We start from the raw sequence: 26917 nt of genomic DNA, 5'->3' as shown, positions 1-26917 counted from the left end.
ATTCAATAGATTTTTATTTTTTTTCGATTAAATTTGAGCAAATTTTCTAAAGAATGTACTTGATTTTTGATACGGAAACTACTGGTTTACCCCAAAATTTTAACGCACCCATCTCAGATTCAGATAATTGGCCTAGAATGGTGCAGATTGCGTGGCAATTGCATGATGACGAAGGAAAATTAATTGAAAATCAGGATTATATCATTAAGCCTGAAGGCTATGATATTCCTTTTAACGCGACCAGAATTCACGGCATTTCTACCAAAATGGCCAAAGAAGAAGGAAAGGATTTGGCATGGGTTTTAGAAGAATTTAAAAAAGCATTAGAGAAAACAAAAGTTGGTGTTGGTCACAACATTGATTTTGATTATAAAATTGTAGGTGCAGAATTTTTTAGAAAAGAAATCGAAAATAATCTTCAAGAAATTCCCAAAGCTGATACCATGGAGTTGGGAACTGATTTCTGTGCTTTGCCAGGAGGAAGAGGAGGAAGATTTAAATCTCCAAAACTAGGCGAGCTTTTTGAAAAATTATACGGTTACCAATTTGATGAAGCGCACAATGCAGCGGCGGACGTAAATGCAACGGCTCAGATTTTCTTCGAAATGGCGAGACAGCGCATCATTCCGGCAGAAAAAATGCTTTGGAGTGATGAGCAATTCCAAAATTTTCAGAAAATTTGGAGTGAGCCGATTAAACCTTTTGATATTGTCATCAGAAGGCAAGTTGCAGATTCTAAGAAAAAGAAATCTACCGTAGATTTTGGCGATACCAAAGAAGTAGAAATTGGCGATTATTTCCATTTTCATAATCATACCATCTATTCTACACTTGCCGCTACTTCTCATTTTAATGAATTGATAAAAGTAGCTGTCGAAAACGATTTTAAGGCAGTCGGAATGGTAGATTTAGGGAATTTGATGGGCGCTTTCAAGTTTGTTTCCGAAGTTGAAAAATACAATGGAGATATTAAGAAGAAAAAAGCCGAAGCTGAAGAAAAAGGCGAAGAGTTTACTAAAACACCTTTGGTTCCAGTTTTGGGATGTGAATTTTATCTTTCAGAAAGACCAGAGCAAAAACAATTTACCAAAGATGATCCAGATAGAAGAACAAACATGGTTCTTTTGGCGAAAAATTTTCAAGGATATAAAAATCTCGCAAAACTATCGAGTTTAGGTTATACCAACGGTTATTATGCTGGTGTACCAAGGATTTCTAAGAAACAAATTGCCGAATATAAAGAAAATCTTATTGCTGTTACAGCAGGTATTTACGGAGATGTTCCAAATGCGATTTTAAATTTCGGGGAACAAAAAGGAGAGGAAGTTTTTCTTTGGTGGAAAGAGCAGTTTGGAGACGATTTCTATGTGCAAATTCAGAATCATGACATTGAAGAAGAAGAGCACTTAAACGAAGTTTTATTAGAACTAGCCGATAAACATGATGTGAAAATTTTAGCACAGAATGAAACTTTTTATACCAAAAAAGAAGATGCTAAAATTCAAGATATTATTACCTGTATCAAAGACGGAGAAAGAGTTTCTACGCCAATTGGTAAAGGTTTTGGGAAACGAAAAGGTTTAGCTAATGACCATTATTTTGTGCAAAATGCAGAAGAATTGAAACAAACTTTTCGTCAGTTTCCTGATGCTTTCGAAGCATACACAGACTTTTTACAAAAATTTGAACCTTATACTTTAAAGCGTGATGTTTTGCTTCCGAAATTTGATATTCCAGAAGAATTTCAAAGTGAAGAAGACGAAAAAGACGGCGGAAAACGTGGCGAAAATGCCTATTTAAGACATCTGACTTACGAAGGTGCAAAGAAAAAATATGATGAAATCACGCCAGAAATTGCTGAACGTTTAGATTTTGAGCTAGAAGTAATTGCCAATACAGGTTATCCAGGTTATTTCTTGATTGTTCAGGATTTCTGTAACGAAGCCCGTAAAATGGGCGTTTCAGTTGGGCCTGGTCGTGGTTCTGCGGCAGGATCTGCCGTTGCATATTGTATCGGAATTACCAATGTAGACCCCATAAAATACGATTTGCTCTTTGAGCGTTTCTTGAATCCAGAGCGTGTTTCGATGCCCGATATTGATATCGATTTTGATGATGAAGGTAGAGATGCGATTATCAAATGGGTGATCGAAAAATATGGACAAATGAACGTAGCGCAGATTATTACTTATTCCGTTTTGGGAGGAAAATCTGCGATTAAAGATGCAGGAAGAGTTCTGGATGTTTCGATTCCTGATACCAATGCGATTGCCAAATTGATTCCTGAAACTCCGGGAATGAACATTGCAAAAGCATTAAACAAACCAGAAAAGTTAAAACCAGAAGATAAACCTTTAGCTGAAGAAATGAAGGCTATTTTGGCCAATCCTAATGATTCTAGACATCAAGTTTTGGCTTCGGCGCAAAAAATGGAAGGTTGTATCAGAAATACAGGAATTCACGCTTGTGGAGTGATTATTACACCAGAAGATATTTCGAATTTAGTTCCGATTTCTATCGCTGCAAAAGATGCAGGAATTTTGGTTTCTCAGTTTGATAACTCTGTTGCAGAAAGTGCAGGTTTGTTGAAAATGGACTTTTTGGGTTTAAGAACTTTAACCATCATTAAAGATGCGATAAAGCTCATCAAACAACGTCACGGAATTGAAATCAATACTGATGAAATTCCGTTAGATGATAAAAAAACATACGAACTTTTTAAAGAAGGAAGAACCATTGGGATTTTCCAGTATGAAAGTGCGGGAATGCAAAAATACATGCGCGAACTGAAACCAACGGTTTTTGCAGATTTAATTGCCATGAACGCTTTGTACAGACCGGGACCAATAAAATACATCCCAAATTTCATCAACAGAAAACACGGATTAGAAGAAATTGTTTATGACTTACCAGAAACCGAAGAATACTTAAAAGAAACCTACGGAATTACGGTTTATCAGGAGCAGGTAATGTTGCTTTCTCAGAAATTGGCGAATTTCACCAAAGGTGAAGCCGATACGTTGAGAAAAGCAATGGGGAAAAAACAGAAAGATGTTCTTGATAAAATGTACCCAAAATTTATAGAAGGCGGTAAGAAAAATAATCTGGATGAGGTAAAACTCAATAAAATCTGGAAAGACTGGGAAGCGTTTGCAGAATATGCTTTTAATAAATCTCACTCCACTTGTTATGCCTTAATTGCGTACCACACTGCTTATCTAAAAGCCAATTATCCTGCGGAATATATGGCGAGTGTGATGAGTAATAACATTAACAACACCAAGCAGATTACCCTTTTTATGGAAGATTGTAGAACGATTGGGGTAGATGTTTTAGGGCCAGATGTTAATGAATCTCAGTTTCAGTTTGCGGTGAACGAAAAAGGTCAAATCAGATTTGGTTTGGGAGCGATTAAAGGAATGGGAGAAGCGCCTTCTGAAGCGATTTATATGGAAAGACAAAACGGTAGATTCAAAGATATTTATGATTTTTTTGAAAGAATGCCTTCATCGCAAGTCAATAAAAGAGTGGTAGAAAGTTTGGTGATTGCGGGAGCTTTTGACGAATTAGATTCTTATCACAGAGCGCAATATTTCGATGTGGACAATGCAGGAAGAACCAATATAGAAAAGCTTTTGCGTTACGGACAATCTTTCCAAGATAATAAAAACTCAGTGGAAAATTCACTTTTTGCAGATTTTGCAGATGAAGTTCAGATAGAAAGACCAAAACTTTTGCCTTGTGCAGAATGGCAAAATATGCATAAACTCAATCGTGAGAAGGAAATCATCGGGTTCTATCTTTCGGCGCATCCTTTAGATGAATATAGGTTCCAGTACAAGTTTATCAACGGAGAGTTTTCTAAAAATTTCGTTTTAGAAGATAATAAAAAAGAAGAAATTGCTCCTAATGATTTGTCTGCCAAGATTTTAGATGAAGAGACAGATGAAGTGATGGATTTAAGTTTAGAAGTTTCAGAAGATGAAGAATTAGTAGAAGAATCTTCTGCGAAAAAAGCTGAACCAAAAGGAAATTTCAATTTCTTGAATTTAGACGAAATTGATGCGTTCAAAGAGCAATTATTTCCTGCAGGAAGTCTATTTGAACCAGCAAAAGATTGGAAAGAAAGACAAAAACAGTTCGAAAATGCTAGAGAATACACGGTTTCTGGCTTGATTACCGAAATGATTTTGCGAGATGGAAAAAATTCTGGAGAAAAGATTTGTTTCTTGACTTTAGAAGATTATACAGGAAGTTACAGTTTCAGATTAGGCGATAGAGATTATATGAAACTGCGAGAAAAAATTGCAAAAGACCGATTTGTGATTGTAAAAATGAAGTTCACACAAGGAAGCGAAGGAAGAGTTTTTACCAATGTTACAGATATTATGGATTTGAAAGACGCTTTCGAAAAGTATGCAAAATCGCTGTCACTGATTATTCCTGTAAATGAACTAAATAAAACAGATATAGAATTTTTCAAAACGCAATTGTTGGCTGAAAAAGGAGAACATAAATTGAATGTTTTTCTTCAGAATCCATTAGACAATACGTTTGTAGAAGCTAGAGCGATGCAACAGAGTATTAATATTAATAATCAATTGCTTGAAAAAATTCATGAATTTGGAAAATTTGAAATTTATTTAAATTAATATAAACCGAGATTTAGTCTCGGTTTTTTTATGATTGATTTTATCTAAAACGATATAGATAAAAACTTGGAAACTTTTTTTGTTTTTTAGTTTCCGGGTTTGTATATTTGCATCCTCAAATTATGAAAGATACAAGATCTACATTAGACAAATTGTTTGATATGTTTCGCATTCACGGTGCGAAAACACTTACAATGGATGATATTGCAAGAGAGTTTTGTATTTCAAAGAAAACCCTTTATCAAAAGTATAGAAACAAAGAAGAATTACTGACTGAAGTTCTAGAACATTTTTCTAACAAGGCGATTGATGAAGTAGAAATTGTAAGAAAACAATATCAGTGCCCTATAGAAATCATGTTTGTTTCGGGAACTAGAATAGACGATGCAACAAGTCAGGAGAAAAATGCGTTTGTATTACAATTGATAAAATATTATCCAGAGGTGTTTCATCAGCATCAGAAATCGATATCAATCAAAATTGAAGAAATTTTAAAACAAAATTTCAAAAGAGGAGTAGAATTAGGATATTATAGAACAGATATTCCTACTGATTTATTTATTAAATTTTTGACCACATTATTATTTTCTGTAGATGTTTCGCCTTTATTTGAAGATATTCATGATAAAAAATACATTTCCACAGGAATTAAGTTTTTTTATTTAAACGCCATCGTAACAGAAAAAGGACAACAACGACTAAAAGAATTAAAAACAAAGTATGAAGAATTGGATTAAAATCTTCGCGCTCACAGCATTTTCTACGCAAATGTATGCTCAGAAAAACCTCACCATAGACGAGGCAGTTTCTTATGCGCTAGAAAATAATGTAAACGTAAAAAAAGCAAAAATTGATCAAACCATTGCTCAGCAAAAAGTAAAAGAAACGGTAGGTATTGGTCTTCCTCAAGTAAGTGGACAGGCAAAATATACCAATTACATAAAAATTCCTGTAATGTTTGTTACCTTTCCTGGTAGCACTGAGGTTACCGAGTTTCCTATGGCTCAAAAACAAAATATTAATACAGGAATTACAGTTTCTCAGCTACTTTTCAATGGTTCTTACATCGTAGGGTTAGAAAGTGCCAAAACGTATAAGGAAACCGCTTCTTTAATTGAAGAAAAAACAGAAATTTCTATCAAAGAAGCAGTGATGATGACTTATGCTGGAGTTTTAGCGACTGAAGAAAATATTAAGACTTTAGAAGAAAATAAAAGAGTTCTAGAGAAAAATCTTAATGATACAAGACAAGTTTATAAAACGGGTCTTACAGAACTACAAAGTGTAGAGCAGTTAGAATATTCTTATAAAAACCTTTCTACAGTAATTGAAAATCTTAAAAGAACTAAAAATAAACTGAACAATGGTTTAAAATATTTGATTGGATTTCCTTTAGAAGAAAAATTAGAACTTACTTCTACATTTGATGAGATTTTAGACAGAAATAAGCAATTGATAGGAAGAGATAATTTTGATTTTAGCAATCACATTGACTTAAAACTAAAACAAAATCAAGTAAGAGTAAATCAATTGTTATTAAAATTAGAAAAATCTAAAGCTTTACCAAGTTTGTCAACCTTCTTTTCTACAAATGCCAACGCATTAGGAAGTAGTTTAGATGATTTAAGATGGAATTATCCTACACTTTGGGGTGTTCAGTTAGATGTTCCTATTTTCAGTGGTTTACAAAGACATTGGAGAACAGAACAGGCAAAACTAAATTTAGTAAAAGCAAAACTAGATGAAGAAGATACCGAAAAACAGCTACAAAGCGAATATTATCAAAAAGCAACAGACTACGAAAATGCTCTAGCTTCTTATAATACAGCAGAAGATTTGGTAAAACTTTCTTCTGAAATCTATAGAAAACAAAATGTGAAATTTAAAGAAGGTCTGGGTACAAGTTTCGAGCTTTCGCAAGCAGAAAACCAATTGTATGAGGCTCAAACTAAATATTATCAAGCCGCGATAGAATTAATTCAAGCAAAAGTTCAACTAGACAAAGCAAAAGGAATTCTATAATCTTTATTAAATTATTTTTCAAAAAATTTGAAAACTACTATTATGAAAAAAATATTTTTACCCATCTTATTATCTTTAGCAGTAATTTCTTGTAAAAAAGAAAATACAGATGACACTTTAGCTGATCTTATCGCTAAAAAAGACGTAAAAGGTTTGCAAGCTTACCGTGATCAACAGCAAAAAAGAGTAGATAGCATTAATGCTTTAATTGAAAATGTAGACCAGAATTTGTCAACTTTTGGCGTAAACCAAACTCAGGGTTTTGTTTCTATCTTGCCATTAGAATTAACTAATTTTGCTCACTATATAGAACTTCAAGGAAATGTTACTACAGACCAAGATGTAGCAGTTCAGCCACAAATGCCAGGAACTTTAACACTTTATGTTCGTCAAGGTCAATATGTAGGTGCTGGTCAAGTGATTGGTAGAGTAGCAGATGGTGGTTTAGCAGACCAATTAAAACAAGCACAAATTCAAGTTTCTGCAGTTAATGCTCAATTACAACAAGTAAAATCTGCTTCTGAATTGGCAAAAATCACTTACGAAAAACAAGCTTCTCTTTGGAAACAAAAAATCGGTTCAGAAATTCAGTTTTTACAAGCTAAAACTAATTATGAATCAAGCGTAAAACAAGTTTCGGCAGTACAAAGCCAAGTGGCAGCCACTCAAAAAGCAGCAGACGCAGTAGCAGCTACACTCAGCAAAACAGCAATTAGAGCACCATTTTCTGGTGTGATAGACGAAGTAATGCAACAAACAGGACAGGTGGTTTCTCCAGGAATGCCAATTGTGAAGTTGATTAACCTTACTGCGATGAGAGTAGAAGCCAAAGTTCCAGAAACTTACCTTTCAAACGTAAAAGCGGGAACTTCTGTAATTGTAGATTTCCCAATGTTGAAGAAAACGATAAATTCTAGAGTAAGATTAACTTCTAATTTTATTAACCCAGCGAATAGAACTTTTACCATTCAAGTTCCGATTGCTAACCAAGGTGGAATCATTAAACCAAACCTTTTGGCTAAAGTAAAAATTGAAGATTATTTTAATCCAAATGCGATTGTAGTACCGTCTCAGTATATTTATGAAGATGCTGCTTATAAAGCTTTCGTTTTCGTAGCGAAAAATGTAAACGGAAACCAAGGAGTGGCTAAAAAAGTATTCATAACCAAAGGTGAAAAATCTGAAAACTCTATAGAAATTAAGAGCGGATTAAATAAAGGTGATATCTTAATTACCGATGGTTCTAAAACTTTAGTAGACGGACAAAAAATTAAAATTCAGTAATAAAGAGCCAAGTAAAAAGTAAAAAGAATCAAGTGTAAAACTTGAATTCTGAAAACTTGAAACAAATAAATATATGAGTTCAAATAATAATCATAAAAAAGAATTTTTCTTCTCAAGCTGGGCTGTAGATAATAGAGTAACCGTTTATTTGCTTACATTTATCATCGTAGTTCTAGGTATAGTAGCTTATTTTTCTATGCCAAGAGAATCTTTTCCAGAAGTAGTAGAAAATAAAGTTTACATTTCATCTGTTTATCCAGGGAACTCGGCTGAAGATGTAGAGAAACTGATTACCAAAAAATTAGAAGATAAATTTAAGAACGTTTCTGGCGTAATTAAGGTAACTTCTAATTCATTTCAGGATTACTGTTTAATTATCGTAGAATTTGACGATAAAACACCAATTCAAGAAGCGAAAATTAGAATAAAAGATAAGGTAGACGAAACCAAAGGAAGTCAAGACTGGCCAAATCTAGACAGTGGTTCTAAGGTAGAGCCTTCCGTTTTTGACTTAAATATTGCAGAAGAATTTCCTATTCTAAATATTAATGTAAAAGGAAATTACCCGAAACAAACGCTCAAAAAATACGCAGAACAGTTAGAAGATGACATGGAAGATATTCCAGAAATCAAAGATGCTGTTATTTTAGGAGTAGACGAAAACGAAGTAGAAGTAGCACTTGATTTATATAAAATGAATGCTGCCCAAGTAAGTTTTGACAATGTTATCGGAGCGATTAAAAACGAAAATATTACCATTTCTGGAGGAAACCTTACTACAGATGGTTATAGAAATAATGTTAGGATTAAAGGTCAAGTTGTTTCGCCAAGTGAAATCAATGATTTTGTGGTGAAAGAAGGCGTGAAAATTTCAGACATTGCTAAGGTTTCTTTTAAAGAAAAAGAAAAGACGACTTACGCCAGAGAAATGGGGCAAGATGTAGTGATGATTAACCTGAAAAAACGTTCGGGTTCTAACATGATTGATGCCATCGAGCAAGCCAACGAAAAAATAGAAAAAGCGAAAGAAACCTATATTCCGAAAGATGTAAAAATCACCACTACTTCAGACCAATCTACACAAGTAGAGCATCAGGTAAATGAATTAGCCAATCACATTATTATCGGTATTCTTTTGGTAATGGGAGTTTTAAGTTTCTCGATGGGAATGAAGAATTCACTTTTCGTAGGAACTGCAATTCCACTTTCTATGTTGATTGCGTTTGCGATTCTTCATGCTATGGGAATTACTTTGAATACCATGGTGCTTTTTGCAATGGTAATGGGATTAGGAATGTTGGTAGATGACGGAATTGTGGTGGTAGATAATGTTTATGCCAATATGGAGAAAGGACTTTCCAGAAGTTTAGCATCTAAATATGGTATTGGTGAAATTGCTTTCCCAGTAATTTCTTCTACACTTACTACATTAGCAGCATTCTTCCCGATGTTATTCTGGCCAGGAATTATGGGTAATTTTATGAAATATTTCCCAATTACGATTTCTGTAACCTTATCAGCATCATTATTTGTAGCGATGATTATTAACGCATCGATGACTGGTGGAAGTATGACGCTTAAAGACGAAAATTTAACCACAGAAACCAATAAAAAACTCACAATAATTTTCGGAGGAATAGGTTTATTAGGACTTATTTTAGGAATTTTTGTAGGAAAAGCTTATTTTGCTTTGGCTACACTTTCAGTATTTGCCATTGCGGCAATTTGGTTGTACAAAAACTATTTCTTTGGAAAAATTGTTCATTTCCAAGAGACATTCTTCCCTCAACTAGAAGTGAAATATCAAGATTTCTTAAGAAAACTTTTAGATGGTAAACCAAAAAAAGCGTTAATGTATGTAGTCGGTTTACTGGTAGCGTCATTTGTTATTATGGGAGTTTCTTTTGCTACGAAATGGACAAAAGTACTATTCTTCCCAGATTCTATGCCTAAGCAAATGTATGTTTATATGGATTTCCCACAAGGAACAGACATCGGCAAAACCAATCAAGCTACCAAAGTGATTGAAAAAAGTATCTTAAATACGCTTTCTAAGTTTAAAGATAAAAAAACTGGAGAAAATTTCTTGGTAGAAAGTATGGTAACTCAAGTAGGGAAAGGTGCTGTAAATCCGCAGGTAGAAGCTGGCTCACAAGCAGAAACCCCTCATAAATCTAAAATTACCATCAATTTTGTGGAATTTGCTGACAGAAGAGGTGTAGATACCAAAGAGGTTTTAGAAGAAATTAGAACAACCATTCCTCAGATTGCAGGTGCTAATATTACAGTAGAAAAACAAGCATCTGGACCGCCGGTAGGTTATCCTATTTCCATCGAATTAAAAGGAGATGATTATAACCAATTAATTGATGAATCTCAAAGATTAATTGCCTTCATTAATTCTAAAAACATTTCAGGAATTGAAAAACTTCAAGCAGATGTAAATAAAGACTCTCCAGAGCTTATTATTGACATTGATAGAGAAGTTGCTGGTAATATGGGTGTATCTACTGCTTATACAGGTATTACGCTGAGAAGAGCCATGTTTGGTCAAGAGATTTCTACTTTTAAAGATATTAAAGATGATTATCAAATCGCAGTAAGATTACAGGAAGATCAACGTAAAAATCAGAGTGCGTTATTTAACCAACCGATTACTTTCCAAAATAATAAAGGACAGTTGTTGCAAATCCCAATCTCTACTTTTGCAAGATTTAATGAAGAAAAAACCTTCAGTAAAATCAAAAGAAAAGATAATACCAGAACCATTATGGTCTATTCTAATATCATTAAAGATGCTAATGCCAATGAAATTGTGCAAAAGTTGAAAAAAGATATGAAGAATTACCAATTACCAGAAGGGGTAACCTTCAAATTTGCTGGAGAGCAAGAAGAACAAGGCAAGAACCAAAGTTTCTTATTCTTAGCACTTTTCTTGGCGATGAGTTTGGTAACCGGTATTATTGTATTCCAGTTTAACTCATTATCTAAAACGTTCATTATTATGACGACTATTTTATTGAGTTTTAGTGGGGTGTTCTTAGGATTAACAATCTTCAAGATGGATTTTGTTATCTTAATGACCATGATGGGAATTATCTCTCTTGCAGGTGTAGTAGTGAAGAATGGTATTGTATTGATGGATTTCTTTGTGCTGAGATTAGACGAAAAAATTGCTGAAAAAGGTGTAGAAACACATGATGACTTATCTATAGACGAGGTAAAAGAAGTGATTATAGAATCTGGTAAAGCGAGATTAAGACCAGTATTATTAACCGCAACTACAGCAGTATTAGGACTTATTCCACTAGCAGTAGGACTTAATTTTGATATTTGGAGTTTCCTTACTACGCTTAATCCTCACCTTTCTATCGGTGGTGATAACGTAGCATTCTGGGGACCACTCGCTTGGACGATTATTTTTGGTCTAACTTTTGCAACGTTTTTAACATTGCTTATGGTGCCAGTAATGTTCTACTTGGTGAGTAAGCTAAAAATAAGAAGAAGAGCTAAAAAATTAGAAAAATTGAAATTTAAAGAAAATTTTAGTAACGCCTAGTTGCTTTAATTACACTATTCATAGTTTTGTTTTAATAGTTTATTTTGAAAGTTCCCACCAATTCACTTGGTGGGAATTTTTTTTTAAAAATACGTAAAATGTAGTATTTGAATTGTTAGTTAATGTGGGTAACTTTAGGGAACAAAAAACACAGAAATGAAAACAAAACTCTACATGTTTATAATGGGAGTGTTTTCCATTATTTTAACATTCTCCCAAGTAGGAATTAATACTGCTGAACCTCAAGAATCTGCCGTGTTACACTTAAATTCTAGTAATAAAGGTTTTCTTTTACCTTATTTTAGTATTTCTGATTTAAATTCTAAGCTACCAGTTGTTACATCCACTATTGCTGAAGGATTATTAGCCTATAATACCAATACAACTACAGGAAAAGGAATTTATTATTGGGATGGAACCAAATGGTCTGGATTAGGACAAGTAAATTTTACCAATATTTACAACAGCGTTATTAAACCGCTAAATGCGGTATTAAATGACTCTGATACCTATCCATTTGCCCCTGTTCCAATTCCTTTAATTGCTCCAGCTTCACCAGGATTAAAACTTTTTGACTGTGACTATAATGCTCCAGGAGATGATATTATTATCAATAATCCTCTTGCAGGTGCACCTAATAATTTTGTGATATGGGATAATGTCAACAAAAAAATTAATGTGCCACAGCAATTATTGGGATATTCCATTACAATTAATATTGCATTAAAATATCCTGAAGTAACCTCTAATGCTAATGCTTCTCGTTTTGTTGCATATACTGGTAATGCAGTAGTTAACACTACTAATGGTACTTATGTAGGTGGTAGAAAAATTAAAGATTTAATGTTTAGACAAACCAAAACAAGTAGTTTCCCGTATGTAAGAGATGAATTGGTACTTTCTCCAATAGTAGTTACACAAGAAATTATTAACAATGGAATTGTTCTCTATTTAGGTAGTGGTGATAACTCTCCAATATTCTTTTATGAGCCTGTTCTCACCATAGATTATGGTGTAGTAAATATTACATTATAACTTATAATTATAATAAAAAAACAACTCTTTGAATACGCTATTGATTTAGCAAAATAGTTGCAATGAAAATTGCAACTGTTTTTTTATGATATAAAATAGTTATAATTATTAATCATAGCATTTTTGTAATCCCTAACTTTGTAAAATAAAAATGTAAAGATGAAATCTGAATTGCAACAAGATAAGCCTCTAATCGAAATTTATAATGATTTACTCTTAGATATAGGCTCTACATTGATGGTTGCAGGAGCGCATTGCGGTAGAATAGATAGAAATATAAAACGCATTGCAGATGTTTTTGGGGTTGATATAGAAATTTTTTACTCTTTCAATGGTATTATTCTCACTACTAAAATGAGAAATAACCCTTCAGAAACCGCCACTCATTATAAAAGATTACCAAGTCATGGTGTACATTTCGGGATTCTTAATGAAATAAGTTTACTCTCATGGAAGGTAGTGAGTGATAATTTAAGCTATCAACATGTTAAAAGAGAGTTTGATAAAATTAAAAAACTTTCTCATCATAAGCGAATTCAAATTGTGCTAGGGGTAGGGGTTGCGTGTGCATCTCTTTGTATCTTAGCCAAAGGAGATTTCATAGATGCCACTTTTGCGTTTTTTGCTTCTATGCTGGGATTACTTGCTAGACAAGAAATTTCAAAACGAAAATTTAATGTGATGTTGGCGATTAGTGGTGGAGCATTTGTCACTAGTTTTATTGCTTCTATTAATGTTTTTTATGGAATAGGTGCACTCCCCGAAAAAGCCTTGGCTACATCAGTTCTGTATTTGGTTCCAGGTGTTCAATTGGTGAATGCCGTCATAGATTTAATCGAAGGATATGTAGCAACAGCTATCGCAAGAGGTTTTTACTCGGGATTTCTTTTATTGTGTATTGCTGCGGGAATGGCTTTGAGTATTCTTATTTTTGGAATTAATAATTTTTACTAAAATGGATTTTTTTCTATTAATCATAAAGGATTTTAGCTTCGCATTTTGTGTTGCAGTAGGTTTTGGAAGTTTATTTAACACTCCAAACAGAGTTCTATTAATCGCAGGGTTGCTTGGTGGTTTAGGTCACGCTTTGCGTTTTACTTTGTACGAAGGAGTCGGTTTGGGATTAATTACTTCTACACTTTCAGGAACAGTGCTTATTGGTTTATTGGGAATTATTTTGGCGCATAGAGTTCACACTCCGCCTATTGTTTTCACCATGCCAGCTTGTATTACCATGATTCCCGGAATGTACGCCTATAAAACCATGTTGGGCTTTATTCGATTGACAGACGAAAGCGGATTAGCCAGAAACCCTCAAGATTTAGACAATACTTTTCATAATTTGGTTCTTACCGCTTCTTTATTGTTTTGTTTGGCAGTAGGAATTTCCATCAGTGTATTGCTTTTCAGACAATCGAGTGTGAAAATGCTGAAATTCGCCCACAAAAGAAAAATAGAAAACGATTAGTCTTCTATTTTTACGCTGGTATAATGAGCAAAAGCTTCTTCTAAATTATTGAATTTCCCTTTGAAATCTGCAATATCAGCATCTTGTACGATGTTTCCTTGGTGAATCAAAATCACTCTAGTACAGAGTGCTTCTACTTCTTGCATAATGTGAGTAGAGAGGATTACGGTTTTTTCCTTGCCAATTTCTTTAATGACATTTCTAATCTCTAGAATTTGATTAGGGTCAAGACCATTCGTTGGTTCATCTAGAATTAATAAATCTGGAGCGTGAAGAATGGCTTGAGCCAAGCCAACACGTTGTTTGTAACCTTTTGATAACTGAGAAATTTTCTTTGATTTTTCAGGAGAAATTCCTACTAAATCTATGATTTCATCTACTTTTTCTTTAGAAATCTGATGAATATCTGCCACGAATTGCAAATATTCTTTCACATACATTTCCAAATAAAGTGGATTATTTTCTGGCAAAAAACCGATGTTTTTCTTTACTTCTGTTTCGTTTTCGGTAATGTTTTTTCCATCAAAAATAATTTCTCCCTCTTCTATTTTTAGAGCACCAACAATAGATTTCATCAAGGTAGATTTTCCAGCACCATTCGGTCCAAGCAATCCTATGATTTCATTTTTGTCAATTTCTAAATTGATGTTGTGAAGCGCTGTTTGTTCGCCAAATTTTTTTGTAAGATTTTTGATTTCTAAAGACATAAGTAATCCGTAATAAGAAATAGTAATTTGTTAACGCAAAAATAGAGATAATATTTTGAAAATAAAGCGTTCCTTAGGAACGATTGGTTTTATAAAATTGGAATTTATTCCAAAAAGAAAATCCCAAGAAATTTCTTGGGATTTTTGTGACCTCGACAGGATTCAAACCTGTAACCTTCTGAGCCGTAATCAGATGCGCTATTCAGTTGCGCCACGAGGCCGAAATTCGGTTTGCAAATATAATGCTTTTTTGCTTTCTTTGAAGAATGAAATCGTATTTTTTTGCTTTTTTAGCGTTATTAATGGTAATTTCTTGTAAAAAAGAAACTTATCAATCAACCACAGATTGGATTGTTATTTCTAAAAGCATTCAGTTCAAAGAAAATGGCGAGTTTTTACTCTTAAAATCAGGAAAACATCAATATAAAATTCCGCATTCTAAATTGCCGTACCAAAAAATTATGTTGCTCAACGCAAGTTTGGTAGGATATATTACAGAATTAGGTGCAGAAGAAAAAATCATTGGGGTTTCTAGTCCAGAATACATTTTTTCAGAAAAAATACAGAAAAGAATCCAAGAAAATAAAATTCAAAACATTGGAAACGAACAGAAATACAACGTAGAAAAAATCATTGCGTATCAACCAGATGCTATTTTCACCAATTACGTTGCCAGTTTTGAGAATACCTATGAAATTCTAAAGAAAAACGGAATAGAAATTATCTTTATTGATGAATATTTAGAAGAGAAACCCCTCGAAAAAGCAAAAATAATAGAGGTTTTTGGTAAACTTCTCGGTAAAGAAAAGGAAGCTATAGAAAAATATTCAGAAATTGAAAAAAATTATAATTCGTATAAAAATTCAGCTACAAATTCTAATCAAAAACCGCAGGTTTTGACCAATGAAATTTACGGAAGTCAGTGGTATGTAGCAGGTGGAAACTCTCAAATCGCACATTTTATAAAAGATGCAAATGCCCATTATATTTTTGGGGATAATTCAGAGGCTAAATCTACCCCGAAAAGCTTTGAAGAAGTATTTTCTAAAGCCGAAAATGCAGAATTTTGGGTGAATGTAGGAAATCATAAAAACAAGAAAGATCTACTCAATATCAATCCGAATTACGAGAAGATGAAAGTCTATCAAAAAGGCTATATTTACACGATTTCTGGTAGAGAAAAAGGTTCTGCTAATGATTATTTCGAAAGTGGAGTAGTGAGAGCAGATTGGGTGCTGAAAGACTATATTAAAATTTTTCATCCAGAGATTTTTCCAAAAGATTCATTAAAATATATGAAAAAACTGAATTAGTCGTTATTTTTGCAACTTAAATAAACTATTATAGATTACATTTTTATGTGGAAATTTATTAAGAAACTATTTTATACCATTGTCATCATCAGCATTTTTTCTATTATTTGGGGAAGATTCTTTAATCCTATCATTACCATTACCCAAATAGAAGGTCTGGTAAAATACCAAAAACTAGATAGAGATTACATTAGTTTTGATGAAATGGGTAGAAACGTAAAAAAAGCGGTTATTGCTAGCGAAGACCAGAATTTTTACAGACACAATGGTTTTGATTTTCAAGCCATCCAAAAAGCATTTTCAGATAATCAAAAAGGAAAAAAACTGAAAGGAGGTAGTACAATTTCTCAACAGACCGCTAAAAATGTCTTCCTTTGGAACGGTAGAAGTTATGTGAGAAAAGGTCTAGAAGCTATTTTTACCTTTATCATAGAAAAAGTTTGGAGCAAAGATATCATCTTGGAACGTTATCTTAACTCCATTGAGATGGGACAAGGCGTATTCGGTGTAGAAGCAGCAAGTCACTATTATTTTGGGAAATCTTCAGCAGATTTAACCAAATCAGAAGCAGCTTGGATTGCCGTGTGCCTTCCAAATCCTAAGAAATATGATCCAAAAAATCCGAGCGTTTACCTTTCTAGAAAACATGCTTGGGTGATGAGACAAATGAATTATGTAAGTTTGGAGTAAATAAAGATTATTAATGAGGTTTAAATTCAATACATCGCAAAGTTCAGCAGAGATTCTTGATAAATATTTTTCTATCAAGAACGAAACGCGTGATTTAAAACCTCTTTCAGAGCTTTTTCATTCTTTACAAAAAGAAAATTTCTCTGAATTTTTAACTTTTCTTAAAGAGCACGAAGAAATAAGACAAAATTTGGTGTATTACATCAATACCGTCTTTATGGGAAGAGCTTTTAATCTTTCTCTCACAGAGGCAAATATTTTGTCAGAAGATGCTTTTTTTCCTGAACTAAGAAAAAGAATTTTGTCAAAGTTTCTACCCCCAGTAGAAGATGATAATAATATATCTAACGTTATTTCAAACGTTTTTTTCAGAGATAAAGCTGATTTTAAATTCATCAAAAAGATTTCTAGGCAAGAATCTGATGAACTTTTCAGAATTTTAGAAATTGAGCGCATGATTTTACAGCCAAAAGTGAAAAAAGAACTTCTTTTTTCTATGAATATTTTGGCTTGGCGAGTTATAGGTAACGCTTTAGATGTAGATGTGCTGAAAATGGCTCCAGAATATAAAAATTTCGATAATCCATTTTTAGCATTACAAGATGAGCTAGATATTCTTATCAGCGATTTCAAAAAGAATCAAGCCATCGTTCTTACTTCTAAAGACAGCCATTATAAGCAAATTAAAATTTATCTTCAGCAGTGTTTTGCTTTCACGAATAAAGCGTTCAAAAATGCTTCTAAATACGGTATTTCTGGTAAAACCAACCAGTCATTACTCAAAATTCGTCAACAATTACAGCGTATTTCAGAAATTTTAGAGCTTCTAGTCATTGATGATGAAAAAGATGTGATAAAAAAGTCTAAAAATTTGGTTATCAATATTTTAGATTATAAATCTCACCGTAATAACATCCGAGATTTATTTAATGACAGTACCACATTGCTTTCGCATCTCATTACTACACACACTGCAGAAACAGGAACTGGTTATATCACGACTTCACCAAAAGAATATCTTAAAATGTTCAAAAAAGCAAGTGGTGGTGGAATTATTGTAGGTGCGCTTTGTGTCATAAAAATGCTATATGCTTATGTTCCAGGTAGTGAATTTTACCATGCATTTTTATACTCTTTTAATTATGCGATGGGTTTCATTATGATTTACTTAATGAATTTCACACTTGCTACAAAACAACCAGCCATGACTGCTGCAACGATGGCAAAAGTGCTTTCTGACGGTAAAAATACTTCTAAAAATTATCTAGATTTTGCTCATTTGGTTTCCAAATTATTCAGGAGTCAGTTCATTGCGTTTGTAGGAAATGTATTGCTGAGTTTCCCGATTGCTTTGGCCATTATTTATGGTTTAGAAATTCTTTTCGGACAGAATTTTGCCATCGAAAAATCTTCCACATTGCTCAAAGATTTAGACCCATTTCACTCTAAAGCTTTATTCCATGCAGCTTTAGCGGGATTTTATCTATTCATTTCGGGAATTATTGCAGGAAATGTAGGCAACACCTCTGTTTTTTATAAAATACCAGAGAGAATTGCCAAAAATCCTTATATCCATTACCTTTTCGGAAGAAATTTTGCTGAAAGTCTTTCACAGTATTATTCTAAAAACTGGGCGGGAATAATGTCTAACCTTTGGTTAGGGATTTTCTTAGGTTCTACAGCTACTATCGGTAAGTTTTTTGGACTGGATTTAGATATTCGTCACATTACCTTCGCGGCCGGAAATTTTGCCTTAGGATTATATGGAAAAGAATTTTCAATTGATACCCAAACGTTTATTATTGCTTTTGTAACGGTATTTGTAATTGGGTTCTTAAACTTTATTGTAAGTTTTGGATTGTCAATGTTTCTAGCATTCCGTTCTAGAAAAGTGAACTTTGGTGAGGTAAGAAACCTTAACCGAAGCATCATTAAATATTTCTTCAAAAATCCGCTGATTTTCTTTTTCCCAATTCGTTCTGTGTTAGACGAAAGAGCCAAAAAATTAATTTTGGATACTACAAAACATACACATCCATAAATTGGTCTGCGCCAAATTCTTCTTGAAATTTCTTTAAGAAAAATGATTTTTTCATTCTAAAATCATTTCTGAAAAGTGGAGATTTTATCCTGATTTCTAGAATTTTTTCATTCAGATTTACACTTTCTATTTCTTTGAAAAAGGCTTCGTCTAAATAACTTTTCAAAAAATCCTTGACTTGTAAAGCCATCAATTTATCTTCAAAACCATACAACTTGGCAAAACTTTTCACCAATTCAGAACTTTGATATTCTCTTTTCTTTTTCATGTTTGAGTTACTTCTTAAATCTGAAAAATCTTACTTTCTTCATTAATCCTTTTCACCACAGATTCTGTACGTTCTCTGTGTGTATCTGTAATGAAAATCTGTCCGAAATTCTGTTGGTTTACCAATTCTATCAACTGAGAAACTCTATTGTCATCTAATTTATCAAAAATATCATCCAAAAGAAGAATAGGATTTTTATTCGTGATATCTTTAATCCTTTTTATTTGAGCCAATTTCAAAGCAATGAGAAAAGATTTTTGTTGACCTTGACTTCCGAATTTTTTTATCAAATTTCCGTTCATTTCGAAGCGCAAATCATCTTTATGAATTCCTCGTGAAGTATAAGTGAGAACTCTGTCTTTTTCAAGGTTTTCGCTTAAAATTTCTTCGAAATTTTGTTCATTCAAATTACTTTCGTAAATCACGGTAACTTTCTCGTTTCCTTTTGAAATAATCTCATAGAAATGCTGGATTGTTGGCAAAATAGACGCTACAAATCGTTGTCTTTTTTCAAAAATTTGAGTTCCAAATTTGGTTAAAGGGTCATTGTATATTTCTAGAGAATCGAGGTCGAAAGTTCTGTTTTTAGCAAAATATTTGAGCAGTGCATTTCTTTGCTGAAGCGTTTTTTGGTACTGAATAAGGGCAAAAAGATAATCAGAATCGGTCTGAGAAATCATGGCATCTAGAAACTTTCTTCTGCTTTCGCTGCCATCAGAAATGAGATTCGCATCATATGGAGAAATCATAACACTTGGCAAAAAACCAATGTGGTCTGCAATTCTTTCGTAGGTTTTTTCATTTTTTTTAATGATTTTTTTACCTTCTTTGGGCAATTGCACTTTGATGATGTCATTTTTTTCTTCTCCTTGAATTTCTGCTTCTAACGCAAAAAAATCACTGTCATATAAGATGTTTTGAGCATCAAGATTTCCTAGAAAACTTTTTGCCATCGAAAGATAATGAAGCGCATCCAGAATATTGGTTTTTCCTGCGCCGTTATTTCCCACGAAACAATTGATTTCTGGCGAAAAATCGAATGATTTTTCACTATGATTTTTGAAATTGAATATTTTCAGATTTTTGATGATCATGTAGCAAAATTACTTCAATAAAATGAGAATTAAAAACGGCATTAAGCTCAAGCTTTCCATTAAAAAAGAATAATACCAATCTGCACGTTTTTGATGTGATAAATAAACCAAAATAGCAGCCAAGATTGTATTGATAGAAAATGCTAAAGCATAATTAAATTTTAAAAAATTTATTGCCAGAGCTGAACTGATAAAAAGAAAGAGATAACTTAAATATTTGGTGTTTTGAATTCCAATTTTCATAGGCAAAGTTGTGAAATCATCTCGTTTTAAATCTCTAATTTCAAACGGAAAAGTAATGGCTGAAGTATAAAAGAAAATAATAAAAAACCACGCCCAATTCATCTCTTTTAAAGGAAACCAAACCAAACTCAGCGCCCAAATAAATCCTACGTAAAAGGTTTTGACCAAAGAAAATTTTCTAAGATTAATGCTCAAAAAATCTGCATTGTAAATAAAACCAAGAACCAAAACGATAAGCCATTTCAAGTAAAAATTGAGATCAAAATATTTCAAAAGAATTGAACTGATAAGAACAAATCCTAAAATATTCCAAATTTTTGCAAATTTTCTTTTGTGATAGACCGTGAAAAAATATCCGTTCCAAAACGTGAGGAAAAGAAGAAATGCCAATTGGTTTTGGTAAGATTCTTGCTCTTGTAAGATGAAAACGCCTAATAGCGTTGCGCACAGAGAAACATATACCTGTGACTTGAGTAGAATATTTTTTAGTAAATTTATAACGTTCATTATATGAGGAGCATTTTTCATTTTTTGGAAAATGCCCTTTGTTTAAAAACCAAAAGTATGAAAAACATAACCAAAATCTTCATTTTGCTATTCCTTATTTGGAATATCACTCCTATGAAAGCTCAAAAATACTATGACCAACAATGGAAGAAAATTTCTGAAAATTATAAAAAAGGAACATATAAATCTAACCTTCCAATTATTCTAGACATTCAAAAACGTGCGATTTCAGAAGATAATGCGATTCAATTGGTTAAATCCTTGAAAGCAGAATTAAGCGTGATTCACCTTACAGAAGATGATACTCAAAATGATATCGCTTCTCAATTTTTTAAAAAATTAGAATCTTTTGACCAAAAATTAAAAGGCGAACAAAAATTAGTCTTTAAAGTTTTATTGGGAGACTTTTTTCAAGATTATTATGATGAAAATCAATGGAAAATTAACCAAAGAACGAATGTAAATACTGGCGAAAAGCAAGATTTTTCTCAAATCGAAACTTGGAGCAAATTGGATTTTAAAAATTATTTTGCCCAACATTTTTCTGAAATTTCTAAGCAAGATGCAGCGTTACAAAAAATTGCAATTTCAAAATATGTAGAGATTTTTGATGGAGTAGAAGATATCGCTTATTTTCCTAGTTTTTTTGATTATAAATCAATGCAATATATTGATTATCTTCAAGATAGTAATTATTTCACCAAAAATGAACTGAAAGATAATCAGCCTAAAATTTTAGGAATTTATGATGCGTTAATTGCTAAAAATTCAGAAAATGCGCAATTTTATTTCAAACATCAAAAACTGAATGATGAATGTGCTTTTACCAATTGTAAAAACAAACAAGAACAATTAATTTCTATTTATAATTCAGCTAATGAAGGCGATTATAAGGTTTTAATTGCTCAAGAAATCATTTCCAATCTTCAAGGCAAACAAAAATTTGAAGAAGCGCTTTCTTGGATTGAAAAGGTGAAAAGAGCCTATCATAAATCTAAATTTTTAGAAAATATCAAAAACCAGGATAATCAAATCAAACAGCCTTTTGTTAATATAAAATTTGAAACTTCTATTTTGCCAAACCAACCGATTCATTTGGTTGCAGAATACAAAAATACTTCACAGTTTTCGCTCAATATTTATGAAGTGAAATCTGATTATCAAGGCTTTTTGAAATATATTTATAATTCTTGGGATAAAGATAATTTTTCTCAACTCAAGAAAACTTTGATAAAAAAAGAAACTTTTCATTTGAAAAATTTCAAAGATTACACTTCTCATAAAACTTCGCTGGAAATTGCGCCACTTCCTTCGGGAATTTATGTGGGAGAATATTTTGTAGATGGCAATGTTCAAGACCATTTTTACTTTATTTCCACCAATTCTAGAATTATTTTTAAGAATAAATCAGACCAACAAATTTTCGAAAACGAATTGCAATTGGTGTTCAGAAATAACGGGAAAATTTTGCTAAAAGAAAACTTAGAATTTTATGAATATGTTTCTAATAAAAATCTAGAAAAATCAACAGGAATTACTGATGCCAAGGCTGGTTTTAAAATTCCAGAAAACGATAAAAAACAATATTATCGCTATGTTTTGGTGCGTCAACCATCTACCAATGATGTGAATCTTTTGCAAGTCTATGGTAATCAGTACGATACCTCTTTTAACACTAGAAATGAAGTAGAACAAGCGCAAATTTTCTTAGACAGAGCGATTTACAGACCTGGACAGACTGTTTATTTTAAAGTAATTGGTACCGCTTTTAGCAGTGAAACCAATAAAGAAAAAGTAACGCCAAAAGTGAAGCTGAATATCACTTTGAAAGATACAAATGGCGAAGAAATTTCTACGCAAACTTTAACGACCAATGAATTCGGTTCTGTGAATGGAAGTTTTACGCTTCCGCAAGGAAAACTAAACGGACAATTTACAATACAAGTAGATAATGACGACGATAATGTGACGGATTATGTAATTGATGGTTATAAAAGTTTCCGAGTAGAGGAATATAAACGTCCGAAATTTGAAGTAAGTTTTGAACCGGTAAAACAAGAATATCAGTACGGACAAACCATAGAACTGCAAGGAAAAGCCATGATGTTTTCTGGTGTTCCGCTCAGTAATGCCACTGTGAATTACGAAATCAAAAAACAGAATATCCGTTGGAGATATTTCTGGTGGTATCCTCGTGGAAATGACAATGAAAACTCAATTCTTGGCGAAGTAAAAACCAATGAAAAAGGTGAATTCACCATAAAAATTGACCTTAAAAAAGATGAAACTTTAGAAGGAATACAGATTGATAATTATCAAATCAATGCTTCGGTTACCGATATTAACGGAGAAACGCAATCTGACCAAACCAATCTAAAAGTAGCTTCTGTTTCGCATTACATCTCACTTTCAGATGCGAAAGAAAATTATTTTACGGATGAAAATATTAATGTAAAAGTAGAAACCAAAAATTACAATGACCAAATTTTAAAGAAAAGTTACACCGCAAAACTGTCAAAATTAGTGCCTCAAGAAAGAGTTTTTAGAACCAATTTTGAGAGTGAAATTCAGAATGCGCCTTTCTTTAGCAAAGAAGTTTTTGTACAGAAATTTCCTCATGATTATTTTGATAAATCGGAGAAAGAAAATAGAGTAGAGAAAGTAATTTTTGAAAAAAATCAAGAACCGAAAACTGATGCATCAGAATCAAAAAATCTTGACTCTAGTATCTTGGTTCTTGGCTCTTTATCAGCAGGAAAATACAAATTCGAACTCTTTAACATCGAAGGAAAAGATACCATCAAAACGGAGAAAATTTTTGAAGTTTTTGATAAAGCTAAACTTTCTGAACATCAAAAGCCGTTTTTAAAAGTAATTCCTGAAAAAACTGAATACAACAGAAGCGAAAAAGCAAAATTCTATATTTATTCAGCAATTCCAGATGCTTTGGTCAATATATATGTTCAAAATGGCGATGGAAAAACTCAATTTGAGCAATTGCCGATTAAAAACAGAATTTTAGTTTACGAAGTTTCACTTCCGAAAGATATTAGCATAGAAAATCTGAATGTTCAGTTTCAAATGATTGCTTTCAATGATGTGCAAACTGTTTCGCAAGATGTGAAAATTTCTTCGGATAAAAAACCTTTGAAAATAGAATTGGTGACGTTTAGAGATAAATTACAACCGAATTACAACGAAAAATGGAGTGTGAAAATTTCTGGTGATGCCAAAGAAAAAGTAACTGCTGAAGTTTTGGCGAATATGTACGATAAATCTTTAGACCAATTTGCTGTAAATGCTTATTCTTGGCATAGTCTTTATCAAAAACCGTATTGGATTTCTCAATACGGAATTAATGAAAATTTAGACCAAAAATATTACAGTAAAAGACTGAAATATTTTAATAATTTCGGTGTTAATAGACCTGATTTTGATTGGTTTGATGGTTCAATAACTGATAAATTGCAAGGGAGAACTCCTGGACTTCAGGTTTCTTCCGTAAATAAAGAAATAAAAATTAGAGGGATGGCTTCAATGAAAGCAGAAGCTGCACAATCTAAGGAAATTGACCAAGTTGTTGTGGTTGGGTATGGTAAAAAAGTTGTTAAAAATGATTTAGAAAATATAAAAGTTCGCCAGAATCTTAACGAAACGGCATTTTTCTATCCTAATCTCATGACGGATAAAAACGGAAATGTATCTTTTGAATTTACTTCTCCAGAAGCTCTTACTCAATGGAAGCTGATGTTTTTAGCACATACCAAAGATGCGCAAGCAGCAACTTTAGAAAAAACGGTAGTTACACAAAAAGAATTTTCGGTAACACCTAATTATCCTAGATTTTTGAGAGAAGGTGATGAATTGGTTTTCAAATCAAAATTGGCAAATTTGTCATCTAAAAATTTAAATGGTACAGCACAATTACAAATTTTAGACGCTTTTACAAATGAAGATATTTCTTCAAAATTTAATTTGAACGATATTCAAAAATCTTTCAATTTAGATGCAAACGGAAGTACAACCATTCAATGGAATGTAAAAGTTCCGAATGGCGTTTCTTCTATCATCATTAAAAACGTAGCAAAAGCAGGTCAACTTTCTGATGGTGAACAAAAAGCAATTGCGGTTCTTCCAAATAGAATGTTGGTTACCGATGCCGTTCCGGTTTTTGTAAAAGAAGGTCAAACCAAGACTTTTGTTTTAGAAAATCTTAAAAATAATACTTCTAAAACGGCAACTAATGTTTCTAATACTTTAGAATTGACCACCAACCCGATTTGGGAAGTGATTTTTGCTTTACCAAGTCTTAAAAATGACAATAATCTTTCTGCGGATGTGGTTTTCAATAAATGGTTTGCAGATGTTTTGGCGTCTGAAATTTTCAAAGCCAATCCGAAACTGAAAACTGTTTTTGATGAATATCAATCTAAAGGTTTACTCAACTCTAATCTTGAGAAAAATCAAGAATTGAAACAATTGTTATTGGAAGAAACACCTTGGATTTTAGATTCTAAAAATGAAACTGAACAAATGGCGAAACTTTCGCTTTTATTTGATACAAATAATATGCGTAATTCGATTCAGCAAGATTGGAGCGAACTGAAAAAATTGCAAAATCCTGATGGCGGTTTCTCTTGGTACGCAGGTTACCCAAGTTCTTACTACAATTCATTGTATATTTTGAAAAATTTAGGCAGAATTAATGAATGGTTGAAAGGAAATTTGGAAGATTATCAATCTTCGGAACAAAAAGAAATGGTGACGAATTTGGTGAAATATTTGGACAATGAAGTGAACAGATATTTCGAGGTGAAGAAAGAAAATGTTTGGAGCAATTATGTATTAGATTATTTAGACTCTCGTCATTATTGGGAGAAAGAATATCCGCTAAAAGGCGAAGGCAAGAAAATGAAAGATTTGGTCATTGCAAAAGCGAAAAAAGCAGAGATTACAGACTTTACTTTCTTTGGATTACACAGAGCCGCATTGCTTTTTGATGCGTATAATTTAAAAGACGTTTCTAAAAAATTAATGACTTATCTTAAAGAAACTTCTGTGCAAAGTGAAACGCAAGGCGTTTATTGGAAACAAAATCTCAACGATTGGGGTTGGTATTCTTCTAAAACGGTAAATCACGCTGGAGCTTTAGAAGCTTTCAATAAATTGACAAGCGATGTAAATTTTGTGGAAGAAATGAAAATTTGGTTGATTACGCAGAAAGAAGTTTCCAATTGGGATACTTCCAGAAGTACTGCCGATGTGATTTACACGATTTTAAATTCTGGAAAATCTTGGACTTCAGCCGAAAGCGATAAAGCTAATATAATTTGGGCAGGAAAAGAACTTACCAATCCTGATACAAAAGCAACTGGTTACGTAAAATCAGCGGTGAAATCAGATAAAATAGATAAAAATTTAGCAAGTGTAACCATTACAAAATCGGGTGCTGGAATTGTACAAGGTGGTTTATTCTGGCAGTATTATGAGGATTTAGACAAAATTAAATCTTCTGAAAGTTATATTTCTATTACCAAAGAATTGTACAAAAAAGTGAAAACGGTAAATGGTGAAGAATTGCAGAAAATTACAGAAAATACTCCTCTTAAAATCGGGGATAAAGTAACGGTAAGAATGATTCTGAACACTGATAGAAAAATGGAATTCATTCATCTGAAAGATATGAGAGCAGCAGGTTTTGAACCAGTAGATGTACTTTCTGGGTATCAGTGGAAGAATAATTTGGGTTATTATCAGGTTACCAAAGATGCTTCTACCAATTTCTACATAGAATACATGCCGAAAGGAAAATACGTTTTTGAGTATGATTATATTTGTAATGCAGCAGGAACATTCAGCAACGGAATTACTACGATGCAGAACTATTATGCTCCGCAAATGAACGCCCATACACAAGGAACGAAAGTTTCGATTCAAGAATAATTGAAAGTTGAAATTGAAAATGAAATCGCCCACAAATTTTTTGTGGGCGATTTTACTTTTTGACAAATGTCAAAGGAATAGTTTTTCAATC

16 protein-coding genes and 1 tRNA gene are annotated in these 26917 nt (G+C 32.7%); 12 read left to right on the top strand and 5 right to left on the bottom strand.

What is annotated here, in order from left to right:
- Nucleotides 1-53 precede the first annotated feature (53 nt).
- From dnaE to N7277_RS10420, 8 genes are all read left to right on the top strand, one after another.
- On the top strand, nt 54-4652 hold the full coding sequence (dnaE, locus tag N7277_RS10455; protein ID WP_274779490.1) for a DNA polymerase III subunit alpha: 4599 nt from the start codon (nt 54-56) through the stop codon (nt 4650-4652).
- 122 nt (nt 4653-4774) lie between these two features.
- Complete coding sequence (locus N7277_RS10450; protein WP_274779489.1) at nt 4775-5389, top strand: TetR/AcrR family transcriptional regulator; 615 nt, start codon at nt 4775-4777, stop codon at nt 5387-5389.
- Entirely contained in the window at nt 5373-6674 is a 1302-nt protein-coding gene (locus N7277_RS10445; protein WP_274779488.1) for a TolC family protein, read from the top strand. Before N7277_RS10450 ends, N7277_RS10445 begins: the two co-directional genes overlap by 17 nt.
- A gap of 42 nt (nt 6675-6716) precedes the next feature.
- Nucleotides 6717-7958: an efflux RND transporter periplasmic adaptor subunit gene (locus N7277_RS10440; RefSeq protein ID WP_274779487.1), complete on the top strand. Its 1242-nt coding sequence runs from the start codon at nt 6717-6719 to the stop codon at nt 7956-7958.
- A 73-nt stretch (nt 7959-8031) separates the two neighbouring features.
- On the top strand, nt 8032-11517 hold the full coding sequence (locus N7277_RS10435) for an efflux RND transporter permease subunit (protein ID WP_274779486.1): 3486 nt from the start codon (nt 8032-8034) through the stop codon (nt 11515-11517).
- A gap of 156 nt (nt 11518-11673) precedes the next feature.
- On the top strand, nt 11674-12552 hold the full coding sequence (locus tag N7277_RS10430) for a hypothetical protein (protein ID WP_274779485.1): 879 nt from the start codon (nt 11674-11676) through the stop codon (nt 12550-12552).
- A 159-nt stretch (nt 12553-12711) separates the two neighbouring features.
- A complete protein-coding gene (locus N7277_RS10425) occupies nt 12712-13506 on the top strand; it encodes a threonine/serine ThrE exporter family protein (RefSeq protein ID WP_274779484.1) in 795 nt (264 codons plus the stop codon).
- Nucleotide 13507: 1 nt separating this feature from the next.
- Nucleotides 13508-14020: a threonine/serine exporter family protein gene (locus N7277_RS10420; protein WP_274779483.1), complete on the top strand. Its 513-nt coding sequence runs from the start codon at nt 13508-13510 to the stop codon at nt 14018-14020.
- Here N7277_RS10420 and N7277_RS10415 read toward each other — a convergent pair.
- Nucleotides 14017-14727: an ABC transporter ATP-binding protein gene (locus N7277_RS10415; protein WP_274779482.1), complete on the bottom strand. Its 711-nt coding sequence runs from the start codon at nt 14725-14727 to the stop codon at nt 14017-14019. The genes N7277_RS10420 and N7277_RS10415 overlap by 4 nt on opposite strands.
- 147 nt (nt 14728-14874) lie before the next feature.
- Nucleotides 14875-14948: transfer RNA gene (locus N7277_RS10410), tRNA-Arg, on the bottom strand.
- 45 nt (nt 14949-14993) lie between these two features.
- On the opposite strand from N7277_RS10410, the gene N7277_RS10405 reads away from it, so the two are divergent.
- From N7277_RS10405 to N7277_RS10395, 3 genes are read left to right on the top strand one after another with little or no spacing between them, the layout of a single operon-like run.
- A complete protein-coding gene (locus N7277_RS10405; RefSeq protein ID WP_274779481.1) occupies nt 14994-16040 on the top strand; it encodes an ABC transporter substrate-binding protein in 1047 nt (348 codons plus the stop codon).
- Nucleotides 16041-16085: 45 nt separating this feature from the next.
- A complete protein-coding gene (gene mtgA, locus N7277_RS10400; RefSeq protein WP_274779480.1) occupies nt 16086-16730 on the top strand; it encodes a monofunctional biosynthetic peptidoglycan transglycosylase in 645 nt (214 codons plus the stop codon).
- 13 nt (nt 16731-16743) lie between these two features.
- Nucleotides 16744-18771: a recombinase gene (locus N7277_RS10395; RefSeq protein WP_274779479.1), complete on the top strand. Its 2028-nt coding sequence runs from the start codon at nt 16744-16746 to the stop codon at nt 18769-18771.
- Here N7277_RS10395 and N7277_RS10390 read toward each other — a convergent pair.
- Genes N7277_RS10390 through N7277_RS10380 form a run of 3 tightly spaced genes read right to left on the bottom strand, consistent with a single transcriptional unit; the run spans nt 18749 to nt 20883 of the window.
- Nucleotides 18749-19039 carry a hypothetical protein gene (locus N7277_RS10390; protein WP_274779478.1) on the bottom strand — a complete coding sequence of 97 codons (291 nt, stop codon included), beginning with the start codon at nt 19037-19039 and terminating at the stop codon, nt 18749-18751. The genes N7277_RS10395 and N7277_RS10390 overlap by 23 nt on opposite strands.
- Before the next feature lie 14 nt (nt 19040-19053).
- Nucleotides 19054-20133 carry a DNA replication/repair protein RecF gene (recF, locus tag N7277_RS10385; protein ID WP_274779477.1) on the bottom strand — a complete coding sequence of 360 codons (1080 nt, stop codon included), beginning with the start codon at nt 20131-20133 and terminating at the stop codon, nt 19054-19056.
- Between the two features lie 9 nt (nt 20134-20142).
- Nucleotides 20143-20883, bottom strand: a complete 741-nt coding sequence (locus tag N7277_RS10380; protein WP_274779476.1) for a hypothetical protein — start codon at nt 20881-20883, stop codon at nt 20143-20145.
- 57 nt (nt 20884-20940) lie between these two features.
- On the opposite strand from N7277_RS10380, the gene N7277_RS10375 reads away from it, so the two are divergent.
- Complete coding sequence (locus tag N7277_RS10375; RefSeq protein WP_274779475.1) at nt 20941-26826, top strand: alpha-2-macroglobulin family protein; 5886 nt, start codon at nt 20941-20943, stop codon at nt 26824-26826.
- Nucleotides 26827-26917 lie beyond the last annotated feature (91 nt).

The organism is Cloacibacterium sp. TD35, from assembly GCF_028864635.1.
Lineage (GTDB): Bacteria > Bacteroidota > Bacteroidia > Flavobacteriales > Weeksellaceae > Cloacibacterium.
Note: the sequence above shows the minus strand (reverse complement) of the source record. Positions and strands in the feature narration are given on the sequence as shown.

What these genes read in the sequence shown, in the direction of transcription:
- dnaE (WP_274779490.1), top strand. Translation starts at nt 54, where the DNA reads ATGTACTTGATTTTTGATACGGAAACTACTGGTTTACCCCAAAATTTT.
- N7277_RS10450 (WP_274779489.1), top strand. Translation starts at nt 4,775, where the DNA reads ATGAAAGATACAAGATCTACATTAGACAAATTGTTTGATATGTTTCGC.
- N7277_RS10445 (WP_274779488.1), top strand. Translation starts at nt 5,373, where the DNA reads ATGAAGAATTGGATTAAAATCTTCGCGCTCACAGCATTTTCTACGCAA.
- N7277_RS10440 (WP_274779487.1), top strand. Translation starts at nt 6,717, where the DNA reads ATGAAAAAAATATTTTTACCCATCTTATTATCTTTAGCAGTAATTTCT.
- N7277_RS10435 (WP_274779486.1), top strand. Translation starts at nt 8,032, where the DNA reads ATGAGTTCAAATAATAATCATAAAAAAGAATTTTTCTTCTCAAGCTGG.
- N7277_RS10430 (WP_274779485.1), top strand. Translation starts at nt 11,674, where the DNA reads ATGAAAACAAAACTCTACATGTTTATAATGGGAGTGTTTTCCATTATT.
- N7277_RS10425 (WP_274779484.1), top strand. Translation starts at nt 12,712, where the DNA reads ATGAAATCTGAATTGCAACAAGATAAGCCTCTAATCGAAATTTATAAT.
- N7277_RS10420 (WP_274779483.1), top strand. Translation starts at nt 13,508, where the DNA reads ATGGATTTTTTTCTATTAATCATAAAGGATTTTAGCTTCGCATTTTGT.
- N7277_RS10415 (WP_274779482.1), bottom strand. Translation starts at nt 14,727, where the DNA reads ATGTCTTTAGAAATCAAAAATCTTACAAAAAAATTTGGCGAACAAACA.
- N7277_RS10405 (WP_274779481.1), top strand. Translation starts at nt 14,994, where the DNA reads ATGAAATCGTATTTTTTTGCTTTTTTAGCGTTATTAATGGTAATTTCT.
- mtgA (WP_274779480.1), top strand. Translation starts at nt 16,086, where the DNA reads ATGTGGAAATTTATTAAGAAACTATTTTATACCATTGTCATCATCAGC.
- N7277_RS10395 (WP_274779479.1), top strand. Translation starts at nt 16,744, where the DNA reads ATGAGGTTTAAATTCAATACATCGCAAAGTTCAGCAGAGATTCTTGAT.
- N7277_RS10390 (WP_274779478.1), bottom strand. Translation starts at nt 19,039, where the DNA reads ATGAAAAAGAAAAGAGAATATCAAAGTTCTGAATTGGTGAAAAGTTTT.
- recF (WP_274779477.1), bottom strand. Translation starts at nt 20,133, where the DNA reads ATGATCATCAAAAATCTGAAAATATTCAATTTCAAAAATCATAGTGAA.
- N7277_RS10380 (WP_274779476.1), bottom strand. Translation starts at nt 20,883, where the DNA reads ATGAACGTTATAAATTTACTAAAAAATATTCTACTCAAGTCACAGGTA.
- N7277_RS10375 (WP_274779475.1), top strand. Translation starts at nt 20,941, where the DNA reads ATGAAAAACATAACCAAAATCTTCATTTTGCTATTCCTTATTTGGAAT.